This window comes from Weissella kandleri, from assembly GCF_045504165.1.
GTDB lineage: Bacteria > Bacillota > Bacilli > Lactobacillales > Lactobacillaceae > Weissella > Weissella kandleri_A.
In genome coordinates, this window is the sequence record NZ_JBJJNY010000003.1 from 1 (window position 1) to 21,926 (window position 21,926).

23 protein-coding genes are annotated in these 21,926 nt (G+C 37.2%); all 23 read right to left on the bottom strand.

What is annotated here, in order from left to right; translation table 11 throughout:
• Nucleotides 1-74: 74 nt before the first annotated feature.
• On the bottom strand, nucleotides 75-914 hold the full coding sequence (locus ACJQWY_RS02150; RefSeq protein ID WP_407076118.1) for a peptidoglycan amidohydrolase family protein: 840 nt from the start codon (nucleotides 912-914) through the stop codon (nucleotides 75-77).
• Between the two features lie 15 nt (nucleotides 915-929).
• Nucleotides 930-1,442, bottom strand: coding sequence for a hypothetical protein (locus ACJQWY_RS02155; RefSeq protein ID WP_407076119.1), 513 nt, complete (start codon nucleotides 1,440-1,442; stop codon nucleotides 930-932).
• Between the two features lie 5 nt (nucleotides 1,443-1,447).
• Nucleotides 1,448-1,843, bottom strand: a complete 396-nt coding sequence (locus tag ACJQWY_RS02160) for a hypothetical protein (protein ID WP_407076120.1) — start codon at nucleotides 1,841-1,843, stop codon at nucleotides 1,448-1,450.
• 2 nt (nucleotides 1,844-1,845) lie between these two features.
• Nucleotides 1,846-2,037: a hypothetical protein gene (locus tag ACJQWY_RS02165; protein ID WP_407076121.1), complete on the bottom strand. Its 192-nt coding sequence runs from the start codon at nucleotides 2,035-2,037 to the stop codon at nucleotides 1,846-1,848.
• A complete protein-coding gene (locus tag ACJQWY_RS02170; protein ID WP_407076122.1) occupies nucleotides 2,030-5,563 on the bottom strand; it encodes a phage tail spike protein in 3,534 nt (1,177 codons plus the stop codon). Before ACJQWY_RS02170 ends, ACJQWY_RS02165 begins: the two co-directional genes overlap by 8 nt.
• Nucleotides 5,560-6,291, bottom strand: a complete 732-nt coding sequence (locus ACJQWY_RS02175; protein WP_407076123.1) for a hypothetical protein — start codon at nucleotides 6,289-6,291, stop codon at nucleotides 5,560-5,562. The genes ACJQWY_RS02170 and ACJQWY_RS02175 overlap by 4 nt, the downstream gene beginning before the upstream one ends.
• Before the next feature lie 7 nt (nucleotides 6,292-6,298).
• The gene (locus tag ACJQWY_RS02180; protein WP_407076124.1) at nucleotides 6,299-10,750 is read right to left on the bottom strand and encodes a phage tail tape measure protein; all 4,452 of its coding nucleotides are present in this window, start codon (nucleotides 10,748-10,750) and stop codon (nucleotides 6,299-6,301) included.
• On the bottom strand, nucleotides 10,751-10,924 hold the full coding sequence (locus ACJQWY_RS02185) for a hypothetical protein (protein WP_407076125.1): 174 nt from the start codon (nucleotides 10,922-10,924) through the stop codon (nucleotides 10,751-10,753).
• Nucleotides 10,925-10,941: 17 nt separating this feature from the next.
• The gene (locus tag ACJQWY_RS02190; RefSeq protein WP_407076126.1) at nucleotides 10,942-11,325 is read right to left on the bottom strand and encodes a hypothetical protein; all 384 of its coding nucleotides are present in this window, start codon (nucleotides 11,323-11,325) and stop codon (nucleotides 10,942-10,944) included.
• A 74-nt stretch (nucleotides 11,326-11,399) separates the two neighbouring features.
• Complete coding sequence (locus tag ACJQWY_RS02195) at nucleotides 11,400-12,056, bottom strand: major tail protein (protein WP_407076127.1); 657 nt, start codon at nucleotides 12,054-12,056, stop codon at nucleotides 11,400-11,402.
• A gap of 44 nt (nucleotides 12,057-12,100) precedes the next feature.
• Nucleotides 12,101-12,478, bottom strand: coding sequence for a DUF806 family protein (locus ACJQWY_RS02200; protein WP_407076128.1), 378 nt, complete (start codon nucleotides 12,476-12,478; stop codon nucleotides 12,101-12,103).
• Nucleotides 12,479-12,480: 2 nt separating this feature from the next.
• Entirely contained in the window at nucleotides 12,481-12,996 is a 516-nt protein-coding gene (locus tag ACJQWY_RS02205) for a hypothetical protein (protein ID WP_407076129.1), read from the bottom strand.
• A 2-nt stretch (nucleotides 12,997-12,998) separates the two neighbouring features.
• Nucleotides 12,999-13,349, bottom strand: coding sequence for a phage head completion protein (locus ACJQWY_RS02210; RefSeq protein ID WP_407076130.1), 351 nt, complete (start codon nucleotides 13,347-13,349; stop codon nucleotides 12,999-13,001).
• Entirely contained in the window at nucleotides 13,342-13,665 is a 324-nt protein-coding gene (locus tag ACJQWY_RS02215; protein WP_407076131.1) for a head-tail connector protein, read from the bottom strand. The genes ACJQWY_RS02210 and ACJQWY_RS02215 overlap by 8 nt, the downstream gene beginning before the upstream one ends.
• A gap of 23 nt (nucleotides 13,666-13,688) precedes the next feature.
• Nucleotides 13,689-14,123 (bottom strand): Ig-like domain-containing protein, encoded by a 435-nt coding sequence (locus ACJQWY_RS02220; protein WP_407076132.1) that lies wholly within the window; start codon nucleotides 14,121-14,123, stop codon nucleotides 13,689-13,691.
• A gap of 58 nt (nucleotides 14,124-14,181) precedes the next feature.
• Entirely contained in the window at nucleotides 14,182-15,348 is a 1,167-nt protein-coding gene (locus ACJQWY_RS02225) for a phage major capsid protein (protein ID WP_407076133.1), read from the bottom strand.
• Nucleotides 15,341-16,078 carry a head maturation protease, ClpP-related gene (locus ACJQWY_RS02230; RefSeq protein WP_407076134.1) on the bottom strand — a complete coding sequence of 246 codons (738 nt, stop codon included), beginning with the start codon at nucleotides 16,076-16,078 and terminating at the stop codon, nucleotides 15,341-15,343. The genes ACJQWY_RS02225 and ACJQWY_RS02230 overlap by 8 nt, the downstream gene beginning before the upstream one ends.
• Nucleotides 16,050-17,285 carry a phage portal protein gene (locus ACJQWY_RS02235; protein ID WP_407076135.1) on the bottom strand — a complete coding sequence of 412 codons (1,236 nt, stop codon included), beginning with the start codon at nucleotides 17,283-17,285 and terminating at the stop codon, nucleotides 16,050-16,052. The genes ACJQWY_RS02230 and ACJQWY_RS02235 overlap by 29 nt, the downstream gene beginning before the upstream one ends.
• A 15-nt stretch (nucleotides 17,286-17,300) precedes the next feature.
• Nucleotides 17,301-19,082 carry a terminase large subunit gene (locus tag ACJQWY_RS02240; RefSeq protein ID WP_407076136.1) on the bottom strand — a complete coding sequence of 594 codons (1,782 nt, stop codon included), beginning with the start codon at nucleotides 19,080-19,082 and terminating at the stop codon, nucleotides 17,301-17,303.
• Entirely contained in the window at nucleotides 19,079-19,525 is a 447-nt protein-coding gene (locus ACJQWY_RS02245) for a phage terminase small subunit P27 family (RefSeq protein ID WP_407076137.1), read from the bottom strand. The genes ACJQWY_RS02240 and ACJQWY_RS02245 overlap by 4 nt, the downstream gene beginning before the upstream one ends.
• Before the next feature lie 239 nt (nucleotides 19,526-19,764).
• Entirely contained in the window at nucleotides 19,765-20,190 is a 426-nt protein-coding gene (locus ACJQWY_RS02250; protein WP_407076138.1) for an HNH endonuclease, read from the bottom strand.
• Nucleotides 20,183-20,572 carry a hypothetical protein gene (locus ACJQWY_RS02255; RefSeq protein WP_407076139.1) on the bottom strand — a complete coding sequence of 130 codons (390 nt, stop codon included), beginning with the start codon at nucleotides 20,570-20,572 and terminating at the stop codon, nucleotides 20,183-20,185. The genes ACJQWY_RS02250 and ACJQWY_RS02255 overlap by 8 nt, the downstream gene beginning before the upstream one ends.
• A 25-nt stretch (nucleotides 20,573-20,597) precedes the next feature.
• On the bottom strand, nucleotides 20,598-21,539 hold the full coding sequence (locus ACJQWY_RS02260; protein ID WP_407076140.1) for a DNA-methyltransferase: 942 nt from the start codon (nucleotides 21,537-21,539) through the stop codon (nucleotides 20,598-20,600).
• Between the last annotated feature and the right edge of the window lie 387 nt (nucleotides 21,540-21,926).

Consider the following 21,926-nt stretch of genomic DNA (forward strand, 5'->3'; position numbering starts at 1 on the left):
CATTTGCTGTACATAACAAAAAAGCCTACCAACTAGAAATCAATCTAGTCAGTAGGCTTTTTGTTTATTCTATTTTAGTGATTCATTACAGCGTCTGCATCGAACCAAGTACCACCATATGCATTATTCCAAACAATGAATACTCCATTACTTTCGGCATCGTATTGGTCGATAGTTCCGTAGTTATATCCATCATCTAGCTTAACCATAGCTCCGGGCTCAATATTCATATTGTCGCCGCCGTCCACTCGGCTAACGAACGCTAGTGGAATACCTTGATTATACCAATTGGCATCTTCAACTCGAGTGATGCCAGCCATCTCAAAACTAATTCCTTGGTAAATACCTTTATAGAATCGAACAGCGTCAATCTTAAAAGGCTTATAAAGTGTGAATTGGTTCCCAGCTTGCTTAAAAGCTTTAATTGCATCGCTATCATTATCTGTCGAAGGTTGTACCCCAGTATTACGCCAAATCTCATAATACATTCCGGCATTCGTTAGATAGGTATTAATGTTGTTGATTGATACCGCTGTTCCAGCTTGTCCTTGAGTAGTCCAATCAGTTGAAATGAAGTTAATGTCATCCATCATTACACCAACATGGCCACCAGCTCCAGCTGATTCAGCCATTGACGCACCACCAGACATCATTACAATGTCACCTTCCAGAGCGTCCCAAGTACCATTAACACAAATTCGTTCATAACCATTAATAGCCAAATATCCGGGCAATGTAACGGTTGAATACAAGTATCCGTATTCTGAACCACCTGCCTCATAAATGGCTTGCGTCACTGAACCGGAACAGTCTGCTGTTCCATCCGCTCCATTTCTAGAGCCAGACATTGAGTACGTCAAAATACCTTCATGATTGATGAACCATTGTACAACTTTTTCATTATTTACTGTCATTACATAGTCCTCCGTTTATTTAAATTGTTCATTGTCATTACGACTACCATATTTAGACGTTGTCTTATTTTGCTGTTTATCCTTTTTAGCTGAGTTTGGTTCAGTTTCCATTTTTTCTAATTTAACGTGATACTCATCTTCAATATACTTACCGACCCAAGTCGGAGGGTTATATCCCGCCAATTTAGCATTAGCGATAATAGACTTAATCCAATACCAACCAATTAAAACAAACATGGCAAAGGCGATAATATCGAAAATAGCTGGATTAAAGTTCATTTGTAGTCCGGCAATATGATCCGGTGCTAACGACAATGGTATTTCAAAACTCCAAATAATAACCGGCATTAGAGCCAACGGAATTGATTTAATCAATCCACCTAAGCCACCGCCACTGGTAATTGCCACCCCTCGTTTCTTTCGCCACGAATTAGCAAAAATTGTATCAATAATCATGAACAAAAAAAGGACCGACGTTTCAGTTGGCCCGTTAAGATTGAGATACATAAAATTTAAAAATTGTTCCATTAGAATTATTCCTTATTGTCTACTTCTAGCGCATCAAAAAGCACGTCATAGGCATTGGCATTCTCAGCTGAAACTTCTCCGTCCCAATCTTCAAAATATGCTTTTAACGTGCTGAATTGTTCGTTGTATGCTGCTTGAATAATAGGCGTTTCATTGTCTAAATCATAGACTTCTGAATTAGCCGCATCTTTTTCCTTATCTGGAAATGTGACCACTCCTGTTTTCTCATTAATATCACCGTTGTGATCTTTAATAATCTCTTGCCGAGCGTCGTTATATTCGGTTAATCGTTCTTGTAGCGTTTTAACTAACTTAGTGCGTGCTCGTGAAACCTTTGCGGGTAAGGTTAGACTATTTAAAAAATTACCAACTAACACTAATTCATTATTTTTGATTTGCATAATTAAATCTCCATTTCTTTTTTAAATAAGTCAATAATATATTGTTTTATTTCATCAATCTTGAAATTCGGATCTGATGCATCAAGCATCGCTGTTCCTCGAAAACTAATCGAGTCTTCATGATTCAAAACAAACCGTACTTCTTTCGTGTTTTCATCTCGATTGACAATGGCAACAATTTCTAAATTATTCATTCTTTTCCTCCTGTTTTACTAATCTCCGATTCATATCTGCCAGCGCAGGCAATAACGCTACTACTAAACGATCATAGTAAATTGATTGCACTTGTCCAGTTTTCGCATCAACATCAACATATTCAGATAATCCTGCTTGCAACAGATTCTCGGCGATTAGTCCTACATAACGTTTTGGAACAACATCCTCATCATCTGCACCATTCCAGTAAGCTTTCTCAGTTGCTAATTCCTGTTTATCCAGCCAAGAAGTAGGTTTCATATACATCAATGAATAGCCTAAATCAACATCGTTTGTATACTGAATGTCCGTCTTATATCGTCTAGCACTTGAACTAGTAAAAAGCGCCCCACTGCTAGATATAACAGCGTTGGCGCTAGCGGAAGTTTTAGGCGGATTATTCGCATAGTCAATAATCACGAATCGAGACGGTGTGGTTCCGGACATTTGATAAAAAGATAATTGTAAACTTTTTGTTGCGTCCGAAGGGTCATTGCTAAATTCAAACCGTTTAGCTTGAACGAATCCAGTATCAGAATATAATCCGATAGTTGGCTTATTAATATTAGTCCCCATCGCCAAAACATTAGGCGTCATAATTAAATAATTACTTACGTTTTTCCCAACTTGGCTTTTACTTGAAAATACAGAGCTTTGAATTCCCGCTTCTGAAATGATAGTTCGTCCATAAGCTTTGTTACTGCCTTTCCCGCCCAAATCAGTGTGGTACCACATATAACCTGGTCCGGAACTATTCGGTGCGGTTAAATCTCCCATCATGGTAATATTACCGCTAGTGTTCATCGTGACCGTTCCAGATTCTTTAATGGGGATAATTGCTGTTCCATCAGGAGTTCCGCCCCAATACTTTTTATCTGATGAAAATGAAAAATATGAAGAATTAGATGTCCATGTGACTTTCCCACCAGTTGCTATCGTTAGCGTTTTATTGACGTTGATATTAACCCCAGTAAGTGTCCCGGTTGAAATTGAACTAGCATTCATATTGATAATATTCACATTAGCTGCATTCAATGTTCCGGCCGTCATATTAGAAGCGTTTAGATTTTTAAAATTACCACCCTTAGCATAAAAATCTCCGGTCACAGTAACTGTCCCATCTAACACAATTTTCTTACCAGAAATAACGGTCCCGCTGCTATCTCCATTGATACCCGAAATAATATCACCGGAATGATTTTTAATGCCTAAAGCAAAATTATCGTTAAATAATTGTAAGACGGTCGAATTACTGCTTACTGGTCCCGGAGCATATCCACCTTCAGACAACTCAGTTACACCAACGTAAGGACGGGCAATATATAAATTACCATTTCCACGCATTTGAAATGTTAAATTCATAAATTGTGTATTTACATCTAAAGCTATTTTATTTCTATAATTATGCCATTTATTATCAGCCTGTTTGTTAGTTATTGTCCCAATCACATTATCAGATTTAATAAGCGCGCCGGCTTTATCATATTCGTGCAAATAAACAACGAAATAATCTGTCGAAGTTCCACCCATCTTGGCTACAAATAAATCAACCGAAATAAACGTTGTTGCATTATTGTTATTCCCTATTTTATCCATTCGTTGAGAAGTCATAAATGAATATTCACCATTTAAAGTGGTCTGATTATACCCGATTGACGGAACTCCTTTATATGAAGCCCCCTTAGAATAATAATATTTTCCATCAACATGCTTACCACCTTGATTTATTGATTGCCATTGTTCAAGTTGGTTAATAAGTGATGAATCAACAACTTGGTTAATTGCACTCACTGATGCAATGATTCCATTAGCTGTCTGGGTCAGTTGCGTTTGGAGTCCGGTATCGTAAGACTTAATCTGACTAGTAGTAAAGTCTTTTGATTGAGTCAGTGTATTGGCATCACCCGTCACGCGGTCTTTAATTTCCTGTTGAATAGCATTGCTTAGCTGCACTCGTGTTGATGATAATCCTGTTTCTGGATCATTAACTATTTCGGTAATATTATCTATACCTTGTTGAATAATAACGTCTTTGCCATCAGAATGAGCAATTGCATCATCTCTAGCCTGGTCAATCCGCGGCTGAATACTTTCTAGCTGACCATTAACATCATTGATAGTGTTGTTGAAATTATCATTTGTTACTTTATTTAGATTGTCGGCATAATCATTTGCTTCATTTATAGCTTCATCAACGGCTTGATCTATCCGTTCTTGAGTTTTCGAATCTATTACATCTACCCATTCGCCGTTTTGATAAATTTTAAGTCCGTAATTATCGCCATCGGTCCAGTACCAGAGGTCGCCTTCAACAGGGTGGCTTGGTTTTTCTTTACCATAATAAATAGTGTTTTTTCCATTTGCTGATGCAATCGCATTATTTGCATCTTCATGGATTTCATCAATTTTATTTTGCATATCATCAAGTGCATTATGATTGGAATCGGCAAATGATACTTTAGTCGCACCGACTACCAAACTAGTAATACGTTCATTTAATGGATCATAATGCAACTCATTCACAACAGCTGTAACGTTAATTTTAAATTCAGGAACATAAACTGTAACTGTATCAGTCAATTCCACTGTCTCTAAATCTTTAAACTTTTCTTGATAATCGGAGCTGTCTTGCAAACTTAATACATTAATATCAATCGTTACTTTTGGTTCATCTTTGTGCGTATTTTCTGATTTAGTAAACCAGTTTTTAGCATACTCATTAATTTTGTCGATTATTTCTACATTAGTATCTTTATCAGACACAGTGATATTTTGAGAAACGTCGACCTGTTGTACATATATACCCGGATAGTTTTCGATTTTATTACTATTAACAACGTTTCCATAAATATATTCTGTATTTTCGGTCCCGTTTTCGGTTCTAGTGACATACGGAATGATTTGAGTAACCAGACTACTCATATCTACAGAATACTTTAAACCACTTAAATTTTTGCCTAAACGAAAGGACGTAACATTGTCACGTCCTCGTCTATTAAGCATTGAAACTTTACGATTTTCTCGTTTTAGTTCACCACCCCAGATTTGAAGCACTGAACCAGATGTACCAGCTATAGCTTCCATCGGATTAACATTATTTAGTTCTGACTTACCCTCGTGCTGCAAATCAGAACTAAACGTAAACATGTGCGGATTAACAGTAGCATTCTGTAATTGTGACATCACCATCTGACCATTACCTTGCAACACAACATGCTTAATCAAGTTATGCGTTAAATCATAAGTAATAGAATCAGCCGTGATTTGTAAGCTATGGCCGAATACATCTAAGTCAGAAGTCACAATCCTAAAAGCATGTAGCAAACCAGTGGGATATGGCTTAACTAATATGATTCTGCCAACCTCTATTTCCTTATACAGACTTCCCGTTGTTGGATAAGTAGCTGTTAAATTAAACAACCCATTCCGTTGCTCGGCAATGTCTACATTCTGTATTTCTTCTAAAGGTCCTAATCCATTATTCAAAAAATCAATCTCGGTTGACTCGTATAATATTGGTGTCATAGTGTACGCCACCTCGGTTCTATCACGGCTGTTCCTGAACTAACGCTAATCGTATTTTTACCGGGTTTTAGTTCAGGAAATGGACCAATTTTCATTTTACTGTTCTCATTAACGGCTTTACCTGCGTCCATTCGATAAACCGTCTGGAGTGAACTATCTAGCTCGATTGAACCTGTCACGCCAATAAATGAAAACTTCGTACCATTGACAGTCAATGTAATATCTCCGCTCCCTGTTATTTTGATATGTGGTTTTGAATTAAACGATGTTTTGTTAGTAATGGTCGTGCTAGTCGTTCCAAAACTTACCGATGGCGCATCAATCAAATATTTAAAAGGTGCAGCACTAATTGTTACTTCGTACACCCTATTAAACATAAAATTATGATTAGTTGTAGTCGGTTTAATTCCAGTACAAAAAATCTGATATTGATAAGCAGGATCATAATAAAAATTCGCAAGGACATAAGAGCCTTTATTTATTGCATTAAAAAAGCCAATATATCGAGAGTTCATTTCATCGACATTATTAGCCTTAATTTTGAATTTTAATGTGCTTTCTCGATTGGAGTACGTTTTATTATCAGTCAATAAAGAACGGTCAATTCCTAACATATCTGAATTAACTACTATTTTTCTCATGGCCAAAGCAGTATCGGTATGATCGAATAATTCAACATTATTTTTCGAACCAATAAACCCGTTAATATTAAAATCGTATAAATTCATCTAACTATTACCTCCCTCCGTAAACTCTGCTTTTATTATTTTGCTTTCGTGTTATTACGTTTTCTACTCGATCAGAAAGCTTATTAATAGTTCTATCAGTCATATCAGCCATAACGTTAATATTAACTGTGTCCGATTCTTGAGAAGCAACCATTTTGGCTAACTCCGAAATAGCATTCAATATCATTGCACTGTCCAATTGACTGTCGATAATAGCTGGATTGCTCGACCTACTAAAATTATCATTTGCAGACATAACGCTGTTAATTGTTCCACCAGTCGCAAATTTAGGAATCAATGACGGGTTAATACTCTTTCCGGTGTCATAGTGGAACGCAGACATTGATGGCCATATCTTTGTACCAGCGGGCAAACTTGTTAAAGTCCAATCTGACGGCGATACTCCCAACTGTCCATCTGGGGTCATATATGGCTCGTTCTTACCACCATCACCGAGCCATACACTTCCACCTTTATAGTCAGAATCACCAATAGCTTTATGATCAGATCGAGTTCTAAATATCGTTTCAATAACTTTTGAAATAATGTTTGGCTTACGTGCGAATCTCTCTAATGAATCAATAGCACTGTTAATTGACCCTGTTCCAGTGGCACTTCCATGGGCTGTTTTATGCCCAGGATTAGTCCAATTCCAAGCGTCCAAACGACCTTTAGCATTCGTTATACCATGAGCACTGTCAGAACCATGAGCAGTCTTTGACCCGGGATGTGTTCTGTTCCAAGCGTCAGTTCGTCCTTTGGCGTTCGTAATAGCTTGTGCGTTGTCATGTCCTTTGGCAGTTTTATCTTTAGGTTTAGTCCTATTCCATGCATCAACCTTACTTTTAGCGCCCTTAAAATTACCAGATGCCAAATCTTTACCAACGGCTTTTTGTTGCTTTGGAGTTAATTTATTCCAATCTTTAACTGAAATACCAGCACTCTTCAACACCTTAGAGGCAGCATCGTTAGCTTTAACTGTTTTAGGCGGAACATTGAATGCTTTCCATGCGTTTAATTTTTGATTGGCATCGTCTACTTTACCTGATGCCAAATCTTGCAAAATAAGCTTTTTCTCTTCCGGAGAAATTTTATCCCACATCCCGCTTTTTTGAGCTGCGCCCAAAAACTTTTGGGATGCTTTATCATCAACAATCAATGCTTTTTCTTCCGGATTCAAGCTATTCCATTCTTGCGTACCCCTTATCATATCTGATACTGAATCGCCAAACGCTTTACGCATAGCCTTACTTTCTGAGGCAGTTCCGGTCATATCATCAACATTTTTTTTATTGGCTATGTGGAATTGTTTTGAGAACTCGCCCCAGTCTATTCCAGCGGCCTCAACAGAACTTTTCATATTGTCATATGCAGTTCCATATTGCTTAACGCCTTTAGCTGTATCAGACCAATCAATCTTTTTTAACTCAGCATTAAAATTATTAATTAACGGCTTAATTGTCGCCATATTATTTTGGAAAAAGTCTTTCCAAGCTGTACTTTTGCTCAACCCGTTTTTCACTTCTTCGTTAACTTGTGCGACAGAATCAGCCATGGTAGCTTTCATGGCTTTACCATATTCTTTATTAGCCTCTTGCAATCGAGCTAATGGTAATTTGGTGATGTCATCGTTGGACAACATTTTTATAACATCTTCCTTTTGTTTTTTAGTAAGGTCGTTGTTATTATTGATTGCCTCTTTCATCATAGTATTTTTGTCGGCTTCAATTTGTGACAATTCTTTTTTTGTCAGCTTTCTATGATCATTAGCCGCCCCATTTAAAATGTTTGTGACATCATCTTGCGCTTTTTGGATTGTTTCAGAAGAGTTTTTATAGGCATTATCTTTGCCGCGCAAGGCATTTATTTCATTTTGCGCAGCGTTTTTTATCATTTGTGACGTAGATGGATCGCTAATCATATCTTGAAGATTTTTTATTTTCTCTTCATTCTTGGCGATTGAATCTGCGTTATCTCCAGTTAATACATCCGCCCATGATCTCCATGCTGCAGCTGCATCTTTTACGTTTTCAGTATCTAATTTAACATCTTTAATTTTAGATACTTCTTGTTGTACAGCATCAGCTGATTGTTGCAAATTTTCTAACTCAACACGCTGTTGCTTTGTAACTTGCGTACCGAATGCCGCTTCCTGATTGGCTTTCTTTTGTTCTTCGCGAGCTTTCTGTTGATGCTTTGAATAAAGATATAATCCACCTGCTACTAATCCAACTGCTGCTGTGACTGCTGCCGCCGGTCCGATAAATGACCAGAATGCAGTACGTAATCCCGCTGCACCTGCACTAGCCGCAGCCGTCTCAGTTTCAACACTTGAAAGGCCGGCGCTGGCCGCAGTTCCGGATTTACCTGCATTCAATAATGCCGATTTTAATCTGCTCAACAATGGTAAAGCTTTCGAAGTGCCTTTGGCAACATTTTCTGCAGATTTTCCAACTTCAGCCGCTTCTTTAGCGACCTTTCCAGCTGTAGATATAGACTTAACCTTACTTAAAATTTTCAGCAGTCCTAAATATCCATTACCTAATTGACCAATTCCAGAGGTTAGCATTCCCAATGGCTTCATCGCTAAGCCTAGACCTGTCCCCCACAGAGCTGTAGAAACAATTAACTTCTTGGTTCCGTCATCTAAATTACCGAACCAATGCATTAATTTTTCTGCATCTTTCATTGCCGAATTGATTGTTGGCAACAATTCTCGGCTAAATGACATTGATAGATCATCTAATGTAGCCTTGAATATTTTCATTTGGTTAGCTGGAGTTTCCATGTTTGAATCTGCCAAACGTTGAATATATGCTCCAGTGCTTGTAGCGGCATCATTAACTTTAACAATTTCTTTACGCAAGTCCTCGAAATGCCCTGATAAAATACCAGCGGCTTGCAATCCTGTTTGACCAAAAATAGCTTTCAAAGCTCCAAGTTGTTGGTCTTGCGGAAGCTTAGCTAATGCATCATGCAATTGCTCAAAAATATCAGGCATTGCCTTAAACTTTCCACTTGAATCAGTTACTTGTACCCCTAACTCTTTTAATGTGTCGCTAGCAGTTGCAGTAGGTGCGGCCAAAGAAGTTATAACTTTTCTCAATCCCGTACCGGCCTTGTCAGCTTCTAACCCGTTGTTGCTTAAAATACCTAATGCTGATGATGTGTCTGCAACAGAATATCCTACAGAATTAGACGTCTGAGAAACATAGGTCATTGCAATCCCTAAACCGTGAAAATCAGTAGCCGTTGTGTCAGCCGCATAGGCTAATTGATTAGCAACTGTCCTAGTGTCAGATAAAATATCCGTACTATTGGCAGCACCCATATTAAAGCCTTCCATTACTGCAGTAGTAACTTTCAGTGTTTCTCCTAATCCATCACCAGAAGCAACAGAAGCTTGAACAATATCATTCATTGCCGAAACGGCCTGTGAACCATCATAGCCACGGCGAATCAATTCTTCATAACCATCAGCTATTTCTTTTTGAGAAATACCATACTTCAATGAAATTTGGCGCCCATTCTCTCGCATTTCAGAAATGTTTTTTGTCACTTCAACAACATTCTCGCCAGATGTTGACAAAAGATTTTCATTAACTTTATATGCCTTATCAAGTTCCATAACATTTTTTACGCCACTAGCAATGGCAACACCCATTGTCGCCGACATCATAAATGCATTATTACCAATATTTTGCATATGTTGGCCGGTGGAAATCAAAGAATTATTAATTTTTTTGAAACTATCGCCCATTCGATTAACAGCCATATTTGAGCCTAATGAATTAGCTGATAATACCTTAGCTTCATTAGCAAATGAAGTCATTTTTAACTGGGTTTCAGCAATTTCATCTGATAACTTTTTATACTCATTTGAATTTTTACCAAGTTCTGAATCCACTGTTTTAAGTGAATTTTTTTGAACATTAAGCTTTTCGTTTAGTTGACTATACATAGTCATCAAACCATTCATATGAACGCGATTAGCAGTATATTGCTTGCCTTGAGATTCTAGTAATGCTTTATGAACTTTCATTTCGCGATCAGTTGATTGATAACGTCGTTCAATTTCTTGCAAGCCCTGCTTTGATCTATCCAGCGCTACAGCTGCGCGTTTTTGTTGAAGTTGATTTTCATTTAATTTAGAAGTGTTTTTTTGCAAGGCTAGAGTCGCTTTTTCCCACTTTGCTGTTCCTTGCTGATTAGCATTCTCTAAATCTTTTACATCTCTAGTTAGATCTTTTTGCTCATTACGCAGCATCTCTTCTGTGCGCTTCAAACCTTTTAATTTACTCTCATAAGCTTCCGTCCAATTCCCAGCTGTAGACAGTTGACGAAATTCAGACTTCCACATGGATGTGTTGGTCTTTATTTCTCGGCTAATATTCTGCCAAGTACGCACAAATCCACTATCATCCAATATGGCTCGTACAACAATATCATTAGCAGCCATTTAAAAGTCCCCCTTCCCCATATGTCCACCATTAACAAAATCAGCTAAACTCATAGTTTGTTCTTTGTTATTTTCAGATGTATCTTCTTTATTTAACGTTTGGCTAAGCGCATGTACGTCATCGATGTTTTGGTTATATGCTGTTTTCAAATCCCAGCCATAAGTTTGAACCAATGATGCAACCAATTCGTTTACTTGTTGAATCGCTTCATCGATTCCAATACTAAAGACGGGTCGTCATTTTCAGCGTTCTTTTCTTCTTGGCTGGTAACCCAATAAAACACAGCATTATATAAATCAAGAATGTCTTTTGGATCAATCTCGTTTTCAATCTCATCATCAGATAAATCAAATAATGGCTTTAAGAAATCGCTTTTAATATCCAACGATCCAAACTCAAAATCTAGAGTGTCTTTATATGAAAATTCATCTTCTGACTCCATCTTTTTTTGATACTCATCGCTTAAATTTGCTAGCTCTAAATCGCAATTCAAGACTGACTTGTACATTCGAATAGTACGTTGTAATGTAACTTCCTTGCCAAAAGCTTTAAATGTCTTTTCTGATTCAATCATAGTTTTATACCTCATTTATTTTTTATTCGCGGATCAAATATCCGCTATGTATCTCCCAATTAAGGGAGCTACAACTACTTAGTATTAATAGTTGCTGTCTTATCGGTTGTTGCAATACTTTCAACTTCTGGTGCTGTATCATCGTTATCATTCAATCCCGGAATTTCAATTTCAGTTCCAAAGATTAACTTAGTTGCATTAGCTACAGTTACTCCATCAGCACCTTCAGAGCCCTCAGCATAAACTTGCCCCTTGGCGTTTTGTGTAGCGGTATACGTCAATGAATCGTGTGCCTTGTTATTCTTTTCGTTGTTAGTTTCTGGATTAACATCTCCACGAGCAAACATTCCCTTGAACATTCCAAGAAATACTGCCTTTCCGCCGTGGTGAGAAATACCCATAACAGCGGCAGGGATTGGTAATGAGTTTCGCCCGTGAATCCACATACCCGTTGAATCCTTTTGATACCCCATTAACTTAGCTACCAAATCTTGTGGCAAATCTAACGCATTAAATGTTAATTCAACATCACCGGCCCCGGAAGTTGAGACAGAGAACACCCCATCTCCTCCATACTCTTTTTCAGTCGCGGGTGATAGATTTTTAATTGAAAAACCAGTTGGTCCACCTGTTTCCGAATTTAAAATAACAACGTCTTTTGGATCAATTGTGTCATCATTCTGAGATGCCATCGGTCCAATCAATACGTGCGAAAGTCCTTCTAATTCCATGTTTTTTCCTCCTAAATAAAAACGACTAATATAAAGTTAGTCGTTTATCCTGTGTAATAAATTGTAGTCATCAATTGACCTGTTTCTTCATCTAAATCATGGCCAAACTGTTTGGTTTGTAAATAACCAGCTGAACGTAATAATTTATCAAGCTGGGATTCAAATTTCTCATAATCTGTATTTTCAACATAATATATCTGAATTTGATAATCATGCATCTTAACTCGAGGCTCATTGCCACCGTATTCATCATAATTATTACCCAACTCAGTAATTAAAACAGTTGTAAAGTCCGTTCTGTTAGCCAGTTCATGAGGAACATGAAAATTAAAAACATTTTTGGTTTCTACATCTCCAATTATTTGGGACGATAATTCCAAGTTAGAGTTTCTAATCAGGTCCCTCAGCTCGTTAATTTTCAAGTTCAACCCCCTTTACTTTTAATAATGGATATAAACTTCTTCTTCATATCATTTACAGCATCATCTTTACTAGTTTCTATACCAGTATCCAAAAAGTGAAGCCCCCTAAAATGTCTATTTCCATTATTTATAGTTTTCAGTCGATATTTATATTTTCTACCAACCTTAAATTTTTTCCTGTTATCAACTACAAAATGCCCATCTTCAACGAATTTCCAATAATATGAATTATAACCATCAAACGCTACCCCCATATTATCTCCATGCGTTGGAACAATGATTAAATTATTTTCTAATCCAGAAAAATGTTGCTTTAAACTTCTGTAAGTAACTCCATTAACAGTTCGTGATTTCGAACCTCCCGTTTCAGAAGCTGTCGTTCTAATAGAATCGGTTATACCAACTTTAAATTGTCGTGCCCCAGCTTCTGAAACGTCTTCGTGTTCACTAGATGTCAATGTATGTCGACTAACAAGTTCTTCTAAACTAGGCATTTGAACATCTAAATCAAAATCCATAATTAATCACCTATACTATCAGTCTCAATTAAATAAACTAAATCGTAACTATATGGATCAGTTCTATCTACCCGGTCGCTTATTTTATCAATTTCATAATAATGGTCGTCAATTTTGACTATCATTGTTGAATCGATATTAACTAATTCTCGGACAGCAAATACTTTAGTTACTTTTATATCTTTACCAGATATTGAAACATTACCATCATCACTAATTTTGAAAAGCGCCCCCCAAACAGAAAGCATTTCTGAAAAAACACTTCTAAAAACACCGTCTGTTCCTTCGGTTGATTTATTTTTACCAAATGTAAGCAACTTATTATATCGATAAATATCAATTTTATTACTCATTGGACTTCTCCGATTCATACAAAGCGTACGTAGCTTTCAAATCTAAAACCATACTATTATATCCAAATTTAGTATTAAATTGAGCTGTGTCTGATGAAGCTGAACGACTTAAATAGTTGTTCACTGACAATTGAACCACTGCTTGATAAAAAATAAATTTAACATCCTCGCGATTATAAAATTCATCATCCGAACCAATAGCGTTTTTTGTAGATTGAATTGCTGCGTTAATGATGGATGAAATTACCTTATCTTCTGAATTTCCAACTAATCTCAACGAGCCTTTAACGATGGGTAAAATTTCATCGCTATCCATTGATTACCTCCTATCAAATCAAATTAAGAAGCTTCTGCGACAGTTACTGCAGTCTTATCGGTAAATGAACCGTCTGCTGTTGTTACCGTGACGTTTGCTGAACCAACTGCTACAGCGACAATATTACCTGTTGCATCAATAGTGGCAATTTCTTCATTGTCCGATGCGTACGTCACATTCTTGTTTGTAGCATCTTCTGGTGCCACAGTAGCGGTCACTTGCTTTGTGTCGCCGACTTTCATCGACGCAGTCTTTTGCGACATTGTTACTCCGGTTACTGGTACATTAGCTGCAGCCTTAGTTTTGAACGATACTGGCGTTTTATCAGACTTACCAGAATATGAGACTGAGTAATTTGTATATTCAGTATCAGAATTCAATCCATCAATCAAGATTGGCGATGAAACACCAGTTTGTACTTTTGTTTCTCCGTCGTATAAATCAAATGTAGTTGTCATTTACTCTACCTCCAACGTTGCCGTTTTATCCGTAGTCACGATTTCTTTGACTTTCGGATTATTTACTCGCTTCTGTTTCACCGATAATACGGAATGCTGATGGGCGCTTAATTTGTGCATCATACCAAAGAGTGTATTGAACATAAGTAACACCCGTCTTTGGATCACGATATTGTTCCATCATTGAACCCATTGGATCATAATTTCCTTGGTATTGGCTAAAGTTACCAATTACAGGTTTAACAGCTCGTGAAGTGAAATGTACCGGAACACCGAAAATGGTTTCTGGCGCTGCGCCAAACAAAGTAGCTGAACTATTAGAAAGCAACTTAACGATTTTATTGAAATCTGTTCGTGTCATAAAAATAGAGGCTTGGTCTGCATCAGCATCTGACAAGTCAGCTAATGCACCGGTAATCTTTTCATAGAGATCTGCTCCATCGTTCATAACCTTAATTTTATTTGTCGGATCATAAAATGACATATGCTCTTCACCGGCCATTGGCTTGTCAGTGAATGCTCGGGCCAACTCTAATGCGGATGACCCGTTAATTAACTTTTGTTGTGCCCACTGAACTAAGGCCAATGAAGTACCAGCTAAAAGGGTATCCGTCATTCCAACACGAATCTTTGATAAATTACGCCCAAACTCAATGTGATCACCTTTTAATTCAGCATCATTTGCCTCAGCGCCATCATTAACAACAGCCCATGCGTCTCCAAAATCAATATCAGCTTTAGGTAGTCGTAAATTAACTAACGATGAAAAAGTAGCCGCGTCATGCAATGGATTTGGTGTATCTGGTTCAGAGATAATCTCGCTTCCCAAAGTAATGGGCAAAAAGTTATCTCCACCATTTGCGTCATCTGTACCGTTTACGTTTGCGCCTGTGGCATTTTTGAACTCAGCTTCTGAAACTGTGTTTCCCTTCATTACGCCTCGCAAAGTATCAGCATAACCATTAATAGCCTTCATTTTAGGGTCATTCAATGAATTTTTCTTTGCATCTCCGAGGGAAGCTTTAGCTTTGGCGTCCGCCTTTTCATAAGCATCCTTTGCAATTTCAAAACGCTTATTAGCTGTTGCCACTACTTCCTCTTGCTTGTTAATTTGATCTAACGATAAAGTAGTGTCCATCGTCATCTTTACTAACTTCTCATTTTCATTCTTTGCATTCTCACCCAATACATCAGCGCTATGCTTTAAATTAAATACGTTATCCATTTTGAATCTCCTTTTGTTGTGCATTGATTAATTCAATGTGTGCTTTAATTTGTTGACGATATTCATCATCAAACTTAGATTTTGGAGTCTCTTCATCATTAAGATTAGCCTCTGCCTCGGCTTGAAGTTTATCTGGCAACTTCTGATAAAACTTTGCGACATCTTTATCAATACTTGCCGCTACAGCAATTTGTTCATTGGTAGAATCGACCCATCCCTGTTTAAAGGCTTCTTCTGATGTAAGCCATGTTTCAGCGTCCATTAATTGCTTAACATCGTCCTCGTTGAGCCCGGTTTTATCTGTATAAATTGATAAAATGTTATCTCGTAATTTATCTAACGTATCAGCTGTTTCACGTAGGTCTTTAGAATTACCTTGCGCAATAGTCCAAGGATTGTGAATCATCAACATAGAACCAGTATTCATTGTTAATGTATCTCCAGCCATCGCTATAACAGATGCTATGCTCGCTGCTAATCCATCTACAACTACATTAATTTTTGCTTTATGATTTTTTAGCATATTATAAATAGCTACTCCATCAAAAACAGAACCGCCCGGAGAATTAATACTTACGTTAATAGTTTCTACATCGCCTAATTCTTTTAATTCATCACGGAAATCACCGGCCGTCTTAGATGCTGTGTCCCACCAATCTTCACCAATGGTCCCATCAAACGAAACATTTGCTATTTTTTCATCACTTTTGCTCATGTTGTAAAACTTCATTATTATCACCTCCTTTCCGTGAATTAATTGCCTCACTAGAAGCTCCACGACGCTGTTCTGGTGTCCAGTCGATAGGATAAATATCGCCGGAAACATAGTGCTTATCCATCGTTGGATCATCAGAACGTGGACGTCCCATCTGTTCCAAAATATCGTTAGGTGATGAAACTCCATTACGAATTTCTTGTTGAAGCATCGCTGCTTGCGCTTGAGTATCTCCGCGAAGCAATGAACGTTCATCGAATTTAAAATAAAAACCGCCTCTTTTTTGTGAGTCGGTTAATAACTTTTTATTCAATTCAAATTCATACTGCTTCAAGATTGGCATCAATGTCATCTGTACAAAATACATCATGTTATTTTCGCTATCAACTGTTGCTTCAGTTGCATTTAAAAACGATAATGGCACATTAAACGCATTGGCAACTCGTCTGTAAAAAGTGTTATCGTTTCTCGCAACGTCTGTAGTCGCAATGCTACGTTGCATCAACTCAACTTCCGCACCGGGTTCATTAAATAAAACTCCGCCATTGTCTTTTACAAATCTCTTTATACTTTCAACAACAGCATCACGCCGTGCCTTATCTAAGTTCCTATCATATGTGACAGAAAAACTATCTCTTTTCATCATTTCACTCAATGAAAATTGTTCGAACGCTTGGTCATATTTTAATGAATCAGATAAAACATTTAAGGGAGAAATTCCCATTAGTCTATTTGAACCAGTGATGTTTTTTAAATGAATAACATTTGATGAATCAACAACAATTGAATTGCTTTTACCTCTAATTCTATAAAATAACGCATTGGTATCTTCATCTTGCAAAACAACTACGTCACTTGCATTAATATTCCATAATTTTATAGGTTGATAATATTCATCTCGTTCTATCAAAATAAATGCATTTCCATGCTCATTTCTATCTGTTTCGGCTTTATTCCATAAATCAAATGCGCTAAAAATCGGGTTAGGTTCTCGACCGACCAACACGGAAACATCTTCGTTGTTCACCGGTTGTCGTTTTGAATTAAATAAATTCAACGGCAACGTAGCGATAGTATTTGAAAGCCTAGATATAACACCATATATTGCCGCGTTAGAATTAACCGGGTCATCCGAAAACTGAAATCCATTACCTAATGACGGTTCAAAGCTGCTTTTATTTTCAGTGCCTTTTCTGGCAAATAAATTGTTCCAAAATCCCATGTCCTCCTCCTTTCATTACTTCATTAAGTCATCAAATGAGACAAATTTAACTTCTGGTACTTCGCCTTGGTCAATTGATAACCTTGGCGCAATTTTAACGTGCGCATTCAACGCAGCTGCAAAACCGTCTATTTTTCTTTTTTTAGATGATTTTTCAGGCATCCAGTTATTATTTCGATCAGTTACCACAGCTGTATTTGATAAATACCATTTGAATATAGAACTATTGTTGAATATAACCTTTTTATCAAGCATTAATTCCTTGAAATTTTGTAATGCCGGTCCTAAACTCTTAAATCCTTGCCGAGTTATTTCCGTTTTAAATCCATAACTTATCAACATTTCATTCAACGTAATTGCTTTAGCTGGATCGTAATTAATTTGTTCAATTGGGTATTTACTATCTTGTTCAATAAGCCAATCATATACAGCACCGTGGTCTACGTGATATCCAGGTAATACAATCATTTCACCAGAATTAATCCAATCATCAAATCTACGCTTATACTGCTCTTCTCTGTCATATCGAGCCTGAGGAATCCAAGTTTGTTGTTTAATAAAAATACGACCATCCGGAAGTGGAAATTCCAACACCGCAGCCGTAAAGTCTTCTGTATCAGACAAATCAAACCCAGCCACTGGCGTAATACCTAATAATGTCGATTCATCAATAACATCATTATTTTGTAAGATGGTCTCATTATCAAACAAAGAATTCGCGCCAGATTCGCTAAAAATATTGAAACGTTTTGTTATCCAATCAGCTTTTAATTGAGGAGTACGACGGTCTCGTCGATAATCTTCGACCATTGTTTTTACAGGCATCATTGGCATATTAGGATTAGCTTTAATCCACATTTCGGGATTATTGGCTTCATTTTTATCATCTAGTTTAGCCATATAATAAAACGTACTCATATCGCTATCAGATTCATAGTCGCTCAACACTTGTTGACCTGCTTGAAAATAATCAACCATTGGACCGTCTAATACATACCCAGCCGTTGAAATAAAGAAAGTCAATGGCTGTTCTCGCATCCCCATAGAATTACGCATAACATTAATCAATTCATAAGTTTTAAATTCATGAATTTCATCAAATACTGCAACTGATGCGTTATATCCGTCTTTATTATGCTTTTCTCCACTCAGTGCCACTATTTGTCCGTCCGATTCCTTATGGACAATATCATCACGTCTAACTTTGAAATCATCTGCAATTGTTGATGATTGATTAATCATATTCTTGGTTTCTTTAAATAGAATCTTAGCTTGGTCCTTAGAGTTGGAAAGTGCATAAACCTCTGCCCCTTTTTCACCATCATATCCAGCCATATATGCTGCCAAGCCACTAATCAGGGTCGTTTTACCATTCTTACGCCCTAAGTATATGTGTGCTGTTCTGTATCGCCTTAGATGCGTCCGCTTATCTTTCCACCCAAATATTGACCCAAAAATAAAGTGCTGCCAAGGTTGCATATTCATTTGTCCATTATTAGATTTACTTGGCTTAATATGGTCTTCAATAAATTTAATCGGCTTCCACGCGGCATCTTCATCAAAATAATAAGGAAAGTCAGCGTCATCTTGACGTTTTAGATCATTTAAATGACGTTGAGCTGATTGAATTACTTCCTTGTTGGCGGGAACTTCTCCGTTAACAACAAGTTGAGCATAGTAGGTCGTGAGTAACATTTCTGATTGCCCCTCAATGTAGTACCAATCTCGATATTTATCAATAAAACCCTGTGACCACTTATACAATTCGTTTTCGCTGCATTCTAATGGATTAATCATACTCTATCCTTCCCGCTCTTATTACTTTCCACTATGATTGCCGTCCGAGCTTCAGGAGTAATTCCCAACTTATCAGCATACTTCATTGCTAAAATATCTGCTGCTCTTGCTTCTTTTAATAATGGGTGTGCTGATAATTTTCCATTATTATCGGAAAGTGAATATCCTTCCTCTGCAATAATATTATTAATTTCATTAGCCATGTCAGAGTATCGGGCAAAACCGGCCACAAGATAAATATCAGCAGAATTTAGTGCTCCCATTTTATTCAACGCTTTCTTAACAGAATAAAAAATTTTTCTAGCTGATTCCTGCAAATCATCTGGAGCTAAAAAGTTCTTAAATTCAAATGAATCCTCGTTAGCTTCTTCGGTCAAATTTTTGTTATTATCTGGCTGCTTTTTAATTGGAATCACGTTTTTTCTCATTTGATCTACAGCCATTAAATCACCTCCTTTTCGTCTTATTTGAGCGGAAAATATCCGTTTATATCCCAAAATATCCGTTTATATCTGCTTAAATCTGGTCGTTTTTTGTGTTTTTAGAAACCTGAACCCCCACCTATAGCCCTTCGCGCATCTATAAAAAGTAAATTGTTTTGAAATCATTGTTTGTGTACAGGATGGGCTGACCCGTTCAATGATAAAAAATATAAAGCCATTTAAAACTTGTAGGGGGGTACCTAGAAAATTTCATCCTGAACATCTCTAGATTTCACTGAGTTTTTAACTTTAAAATCATCAATTTTATAACGACTTTTATTTAATTTTTTATTACCTTTTTCAATGTGTTCACGATTATGATTGCTTTTACTAATTGTTTCAAGATTATCTATGTCATTGCGTAACTCCCAGTGTTCTCGTATCTCTACTATATGGTGCACTGTGTCTCCCGGTATCAGCCTGCCACGCTCTGTTAACTCCCGTTGGTCTATGCCATGGTCTCGCTCTAGTACTGCTTGACGTATCTGTCTCCACTCATTGGAACGGTAGAACTTAATAACTTCTTCTTCTGTTGGATATTGCTTTGCATTAGTAGCATTACTAAATGCTTTACGCCTACGATTGTTAGCTACTGATTGCAGATTAGTTATAAAATCGCTAACCATTAATATCTTCACCCCAATTTACAACAAGCTGATATAAGAGTTCTTGACCCGCATAAAGTCCATTAATACCCAACTCAGCTTTATATCCTAACCTAATTAGATAATCAGCTAAACGTTTAGCATTAACATCATGAGCAACAAAATATGTAGTAAGTTCCGTCTGATATTCACCACGTTTAATCGCTTCATTAATTTCTTTAAACGCTTTATCCCGCAGTAATTCAAACGCTTCGTCCATTTCGTCAACGGTTCTATTCAACGCTTCTTCTGCGGTAAATGGTTCAACAGGTTCTTCTCCTAAATCATCTGGTGCAGTATAAATATCTGGTCCCACCGGTGGTCCGCTAATCGTCCCTACTTTTTTCGTTTTACTTCCAAACATGTTAATTCCTCCTACAAAAAAACGCCTAACATTTGTTAGACGTTTCGATTCTATCCACAGCTATATCAAAAAAATGTTTATCTAATTCGATCCCGATAAAATCCCGATTGGTATTCACACAAGCCACACCCGTTGAACCGCTTCCCATTGTGTTATCAAGCACTACATCCCCTTCATTTGAAAATACTTTAATTAAATATTCTAGTAATTCAGTAGGCTTCTGTGTCGGATGTACTGAATGGGTAGGCTTATCAAATGCTAATTTATTCGGTATGTGTTTAGCTCCATCAACCATATTAAAGCGCCTGGCAATTTTGTTATGCGCATTGGTTTTTTCATTATCAAATATCATCTTTAAATCTTGATAACTTAAAAGCATTTCCCATTTATCTAAATCATAATACCTAACAAATGATTCATAAGCTTCTTTGCTTGGTATTCCAAATTGAACACCATCACTACTTAAAAAGTGTGATAGTTTGAAATTCCCAAACGGCTTCATAATTTCGCTTTTTTTCATATTGCCCAGGTATGTTCTAACATCGCGTGAATACTTGCGTGTCATTGGTGCTTGTACACTGTTTCTATCATCATTCTTATTGAATACCGATATATCTTCAATGTACGAAAGAGGCGCCCTTTTAGCTTGCAACGGATTGCCAAAGCTATTTTTTATCCAATACATAGGGTACGCATAATTTAAAACACTGGTGCTTTGGTCCCTCGTTTGTTGCGTGAAGCCATTGTTACCAAACATAATCAAGCGACCACCAACTTTCAGCAATCGCTTATACTGGTTGAACATTTCATCCATATCCACCAACACATCCCAATCAACATTTTTCATGTCCGTTGTTTTGTCCACCCCTTTAATCGTTCCATATGGTGGGTCCACCAACACTAAGTCAATGCTCTCGTCAGGGAGCTTAGCCATTTCTTCCAACGTTTCGCCGTTAATTAATTTCAAATATTTTCCCTCCAGGTAATCACGCAACTATATGCGTCGTCTCAATATAACAAAAAAAGCAACAACCTGAGTCATTGCTTTAAACTCTTTAATTTTAAAACCACTCGATTTCGAGGGGTTTAATATAGTAGGTAAGGATTTGCACCTTACATGTTAACTCTTACCCTTGAGGTGGTCGACTTACGACAAGGAAGTGTTAACAGAGGGAGCGTTTAAAACACTCGTTGCCTCATAACTCTAGCGTCTACCTATTCCGCCACTACTATAATGCGCACGCCTTTTTTGCCACTCTCGGCGTAGGATTCGTACGACTTCTGATAATCAAACCAAGTAAAACTTTATCAGCCGGCTCATCTAATCGTCCGTTTTTGTTTGTGCACCCTTGGA

Bases quoted from the DNA above. Each gene is read 5' to 3' on its own strand.
- ACJQWY_RS02150 (WP_407076118.1), bottom strand. From the start codon at position 914: ATGACAGTAAATAATGAAAAAGTTGTACAATGGTTCATCAATCATGAA.
- ACJQWY_RS02155 (WP_407076119.1), bottom strand. From the start codon at position 1,442: ATGGAACAATTTTTAAATTTTATGTATCTCAATCTTAACGGGCCAACT.
- ACJQWY_RS02160 (WP_407076120.1), bottom strand. From the start codon at position 1,843: ATGCAAATCAAAAATAATGAATTAGTGTTAGTTGGTAATTTTTTAAAT.
- ACJQWY_RS02165 (WP_407076121.1), bottom strand. From the start codon at position 2,037: ATGAATAATTTAGAAATTGTTGCCATTGTCAATCGAGATGAAAACACG.
- ACJQWY_RS02170 (WP_407076122.1), bottom strand. From the start codon at position 5,563: ATGACACCAATATTATACGAGTCAACCGAGATTGATTTTTTGAATAAT.
- ACJQWY_RS02175 (WP_407076123.1), bottom strand. From the start codon at position 6,291: ATGAATTTATACGATTTTAATATTAACGGGTTTATTGGTTCGAAAAAT.
- ACJQWY_RS02180 (WP_407076124.1), bottom strand. From the start codon at position 10,750: ATGGCTGCTAATGATATTGTTGTACGAGCCATATTGGATGATAGTGGA.
- ACJQWY_RS02190 (WP_407076126.1), bottom strand. From the start codon at position 11,325: ATGATTGAATCAGAAAAGACATTTAAAGCTTTTGGCAAGGAAGTTACA.
- ACJQWY_RS02195 (WP_407076127.1), bottom strand. From the start codon at position 12,056: ATGGAATTAGAAGGACTTTCGCACGTATTGATTGGACCGATGGCATCT.
- ACJQWY_RS02205 (WP_407076129.1), bottom strand. From the start codon at position 12,996: ATGGATTTTGATTTAGATGTTCAAATGCCTAGTTTAGAAGAACTTGTT.
- ACJQWY_RS02210 (WP_407076130.1), bottom strand. From the start codon at position 13,349: ATGAGTAATAAAATTGATATTTATCGATATAATAAGTTGCTTACATTT.
- ACJQWY_RS02215 (WP_407076131.1), bottom strand. From the start codon at position 13,665: ATGGATAGCGATGAAATTTTACCCATCGTTAAAGGCTCGTTGAGATTA.
- ACJQWY_RS02220 (WP_407076132.1), bottom strand. From the start codon at position 14,123: ATGACAACTACATTTGATTTATACGACGGAGAAACAAAAGTACAAACT.
- ACJQWY_RS02225 (WP_407076133.1), bottom strand. From the start codon at position 15,348: ATGGATAACGTATTTAATTTAAAGCATAGCGCTGATGTATTGGGTGAG.
- ACJQWY_RS02230 (WP_407076134.1), bottom strand. From the start codon at position 16,078: ATGAAGTTTTACAACATGAGCAAAAGTGATGAAAAAATAGCAAATGTT.
- ACJQWY_RS02235 (WP_407076135.1), bottom strand. From the start codon at position 17,285: ATGGGATTTTGGAACAATTTATTTGCCAGAAAAGGCACTGAAAATAAA.
- ACJQWY_RS02240 (WP_407076136.1), bottom strand. From the start codon at position 19,082: ATGATTAATCCATTAGAATGCAGCGAAAACGAATTGTATAAGTGGTCA.
- ACJQWY_RS02245 (WP_407076137.1), bottom strand. From the start codon at position 19,525: ATGGCTGTAGATCAAATGAGAAAAAACGTGATTCCAATTAAAAAGCAG.
- ACJQWY_RS02250 (WP_407076138.1), bottom strand. From the start codon at position 20,190: ATGGTTAGCGATTTTATAACTAATCTGCAATCAGTAGCTAACAATCGT.
- ACJQWY_RS02255 (WP_407076139.1), bottom strand. From the start codon at position 20,572: ATGTTTGGAAGTAAAACGAAAAAAGTAGGGACGATTAGCGGACCACCG.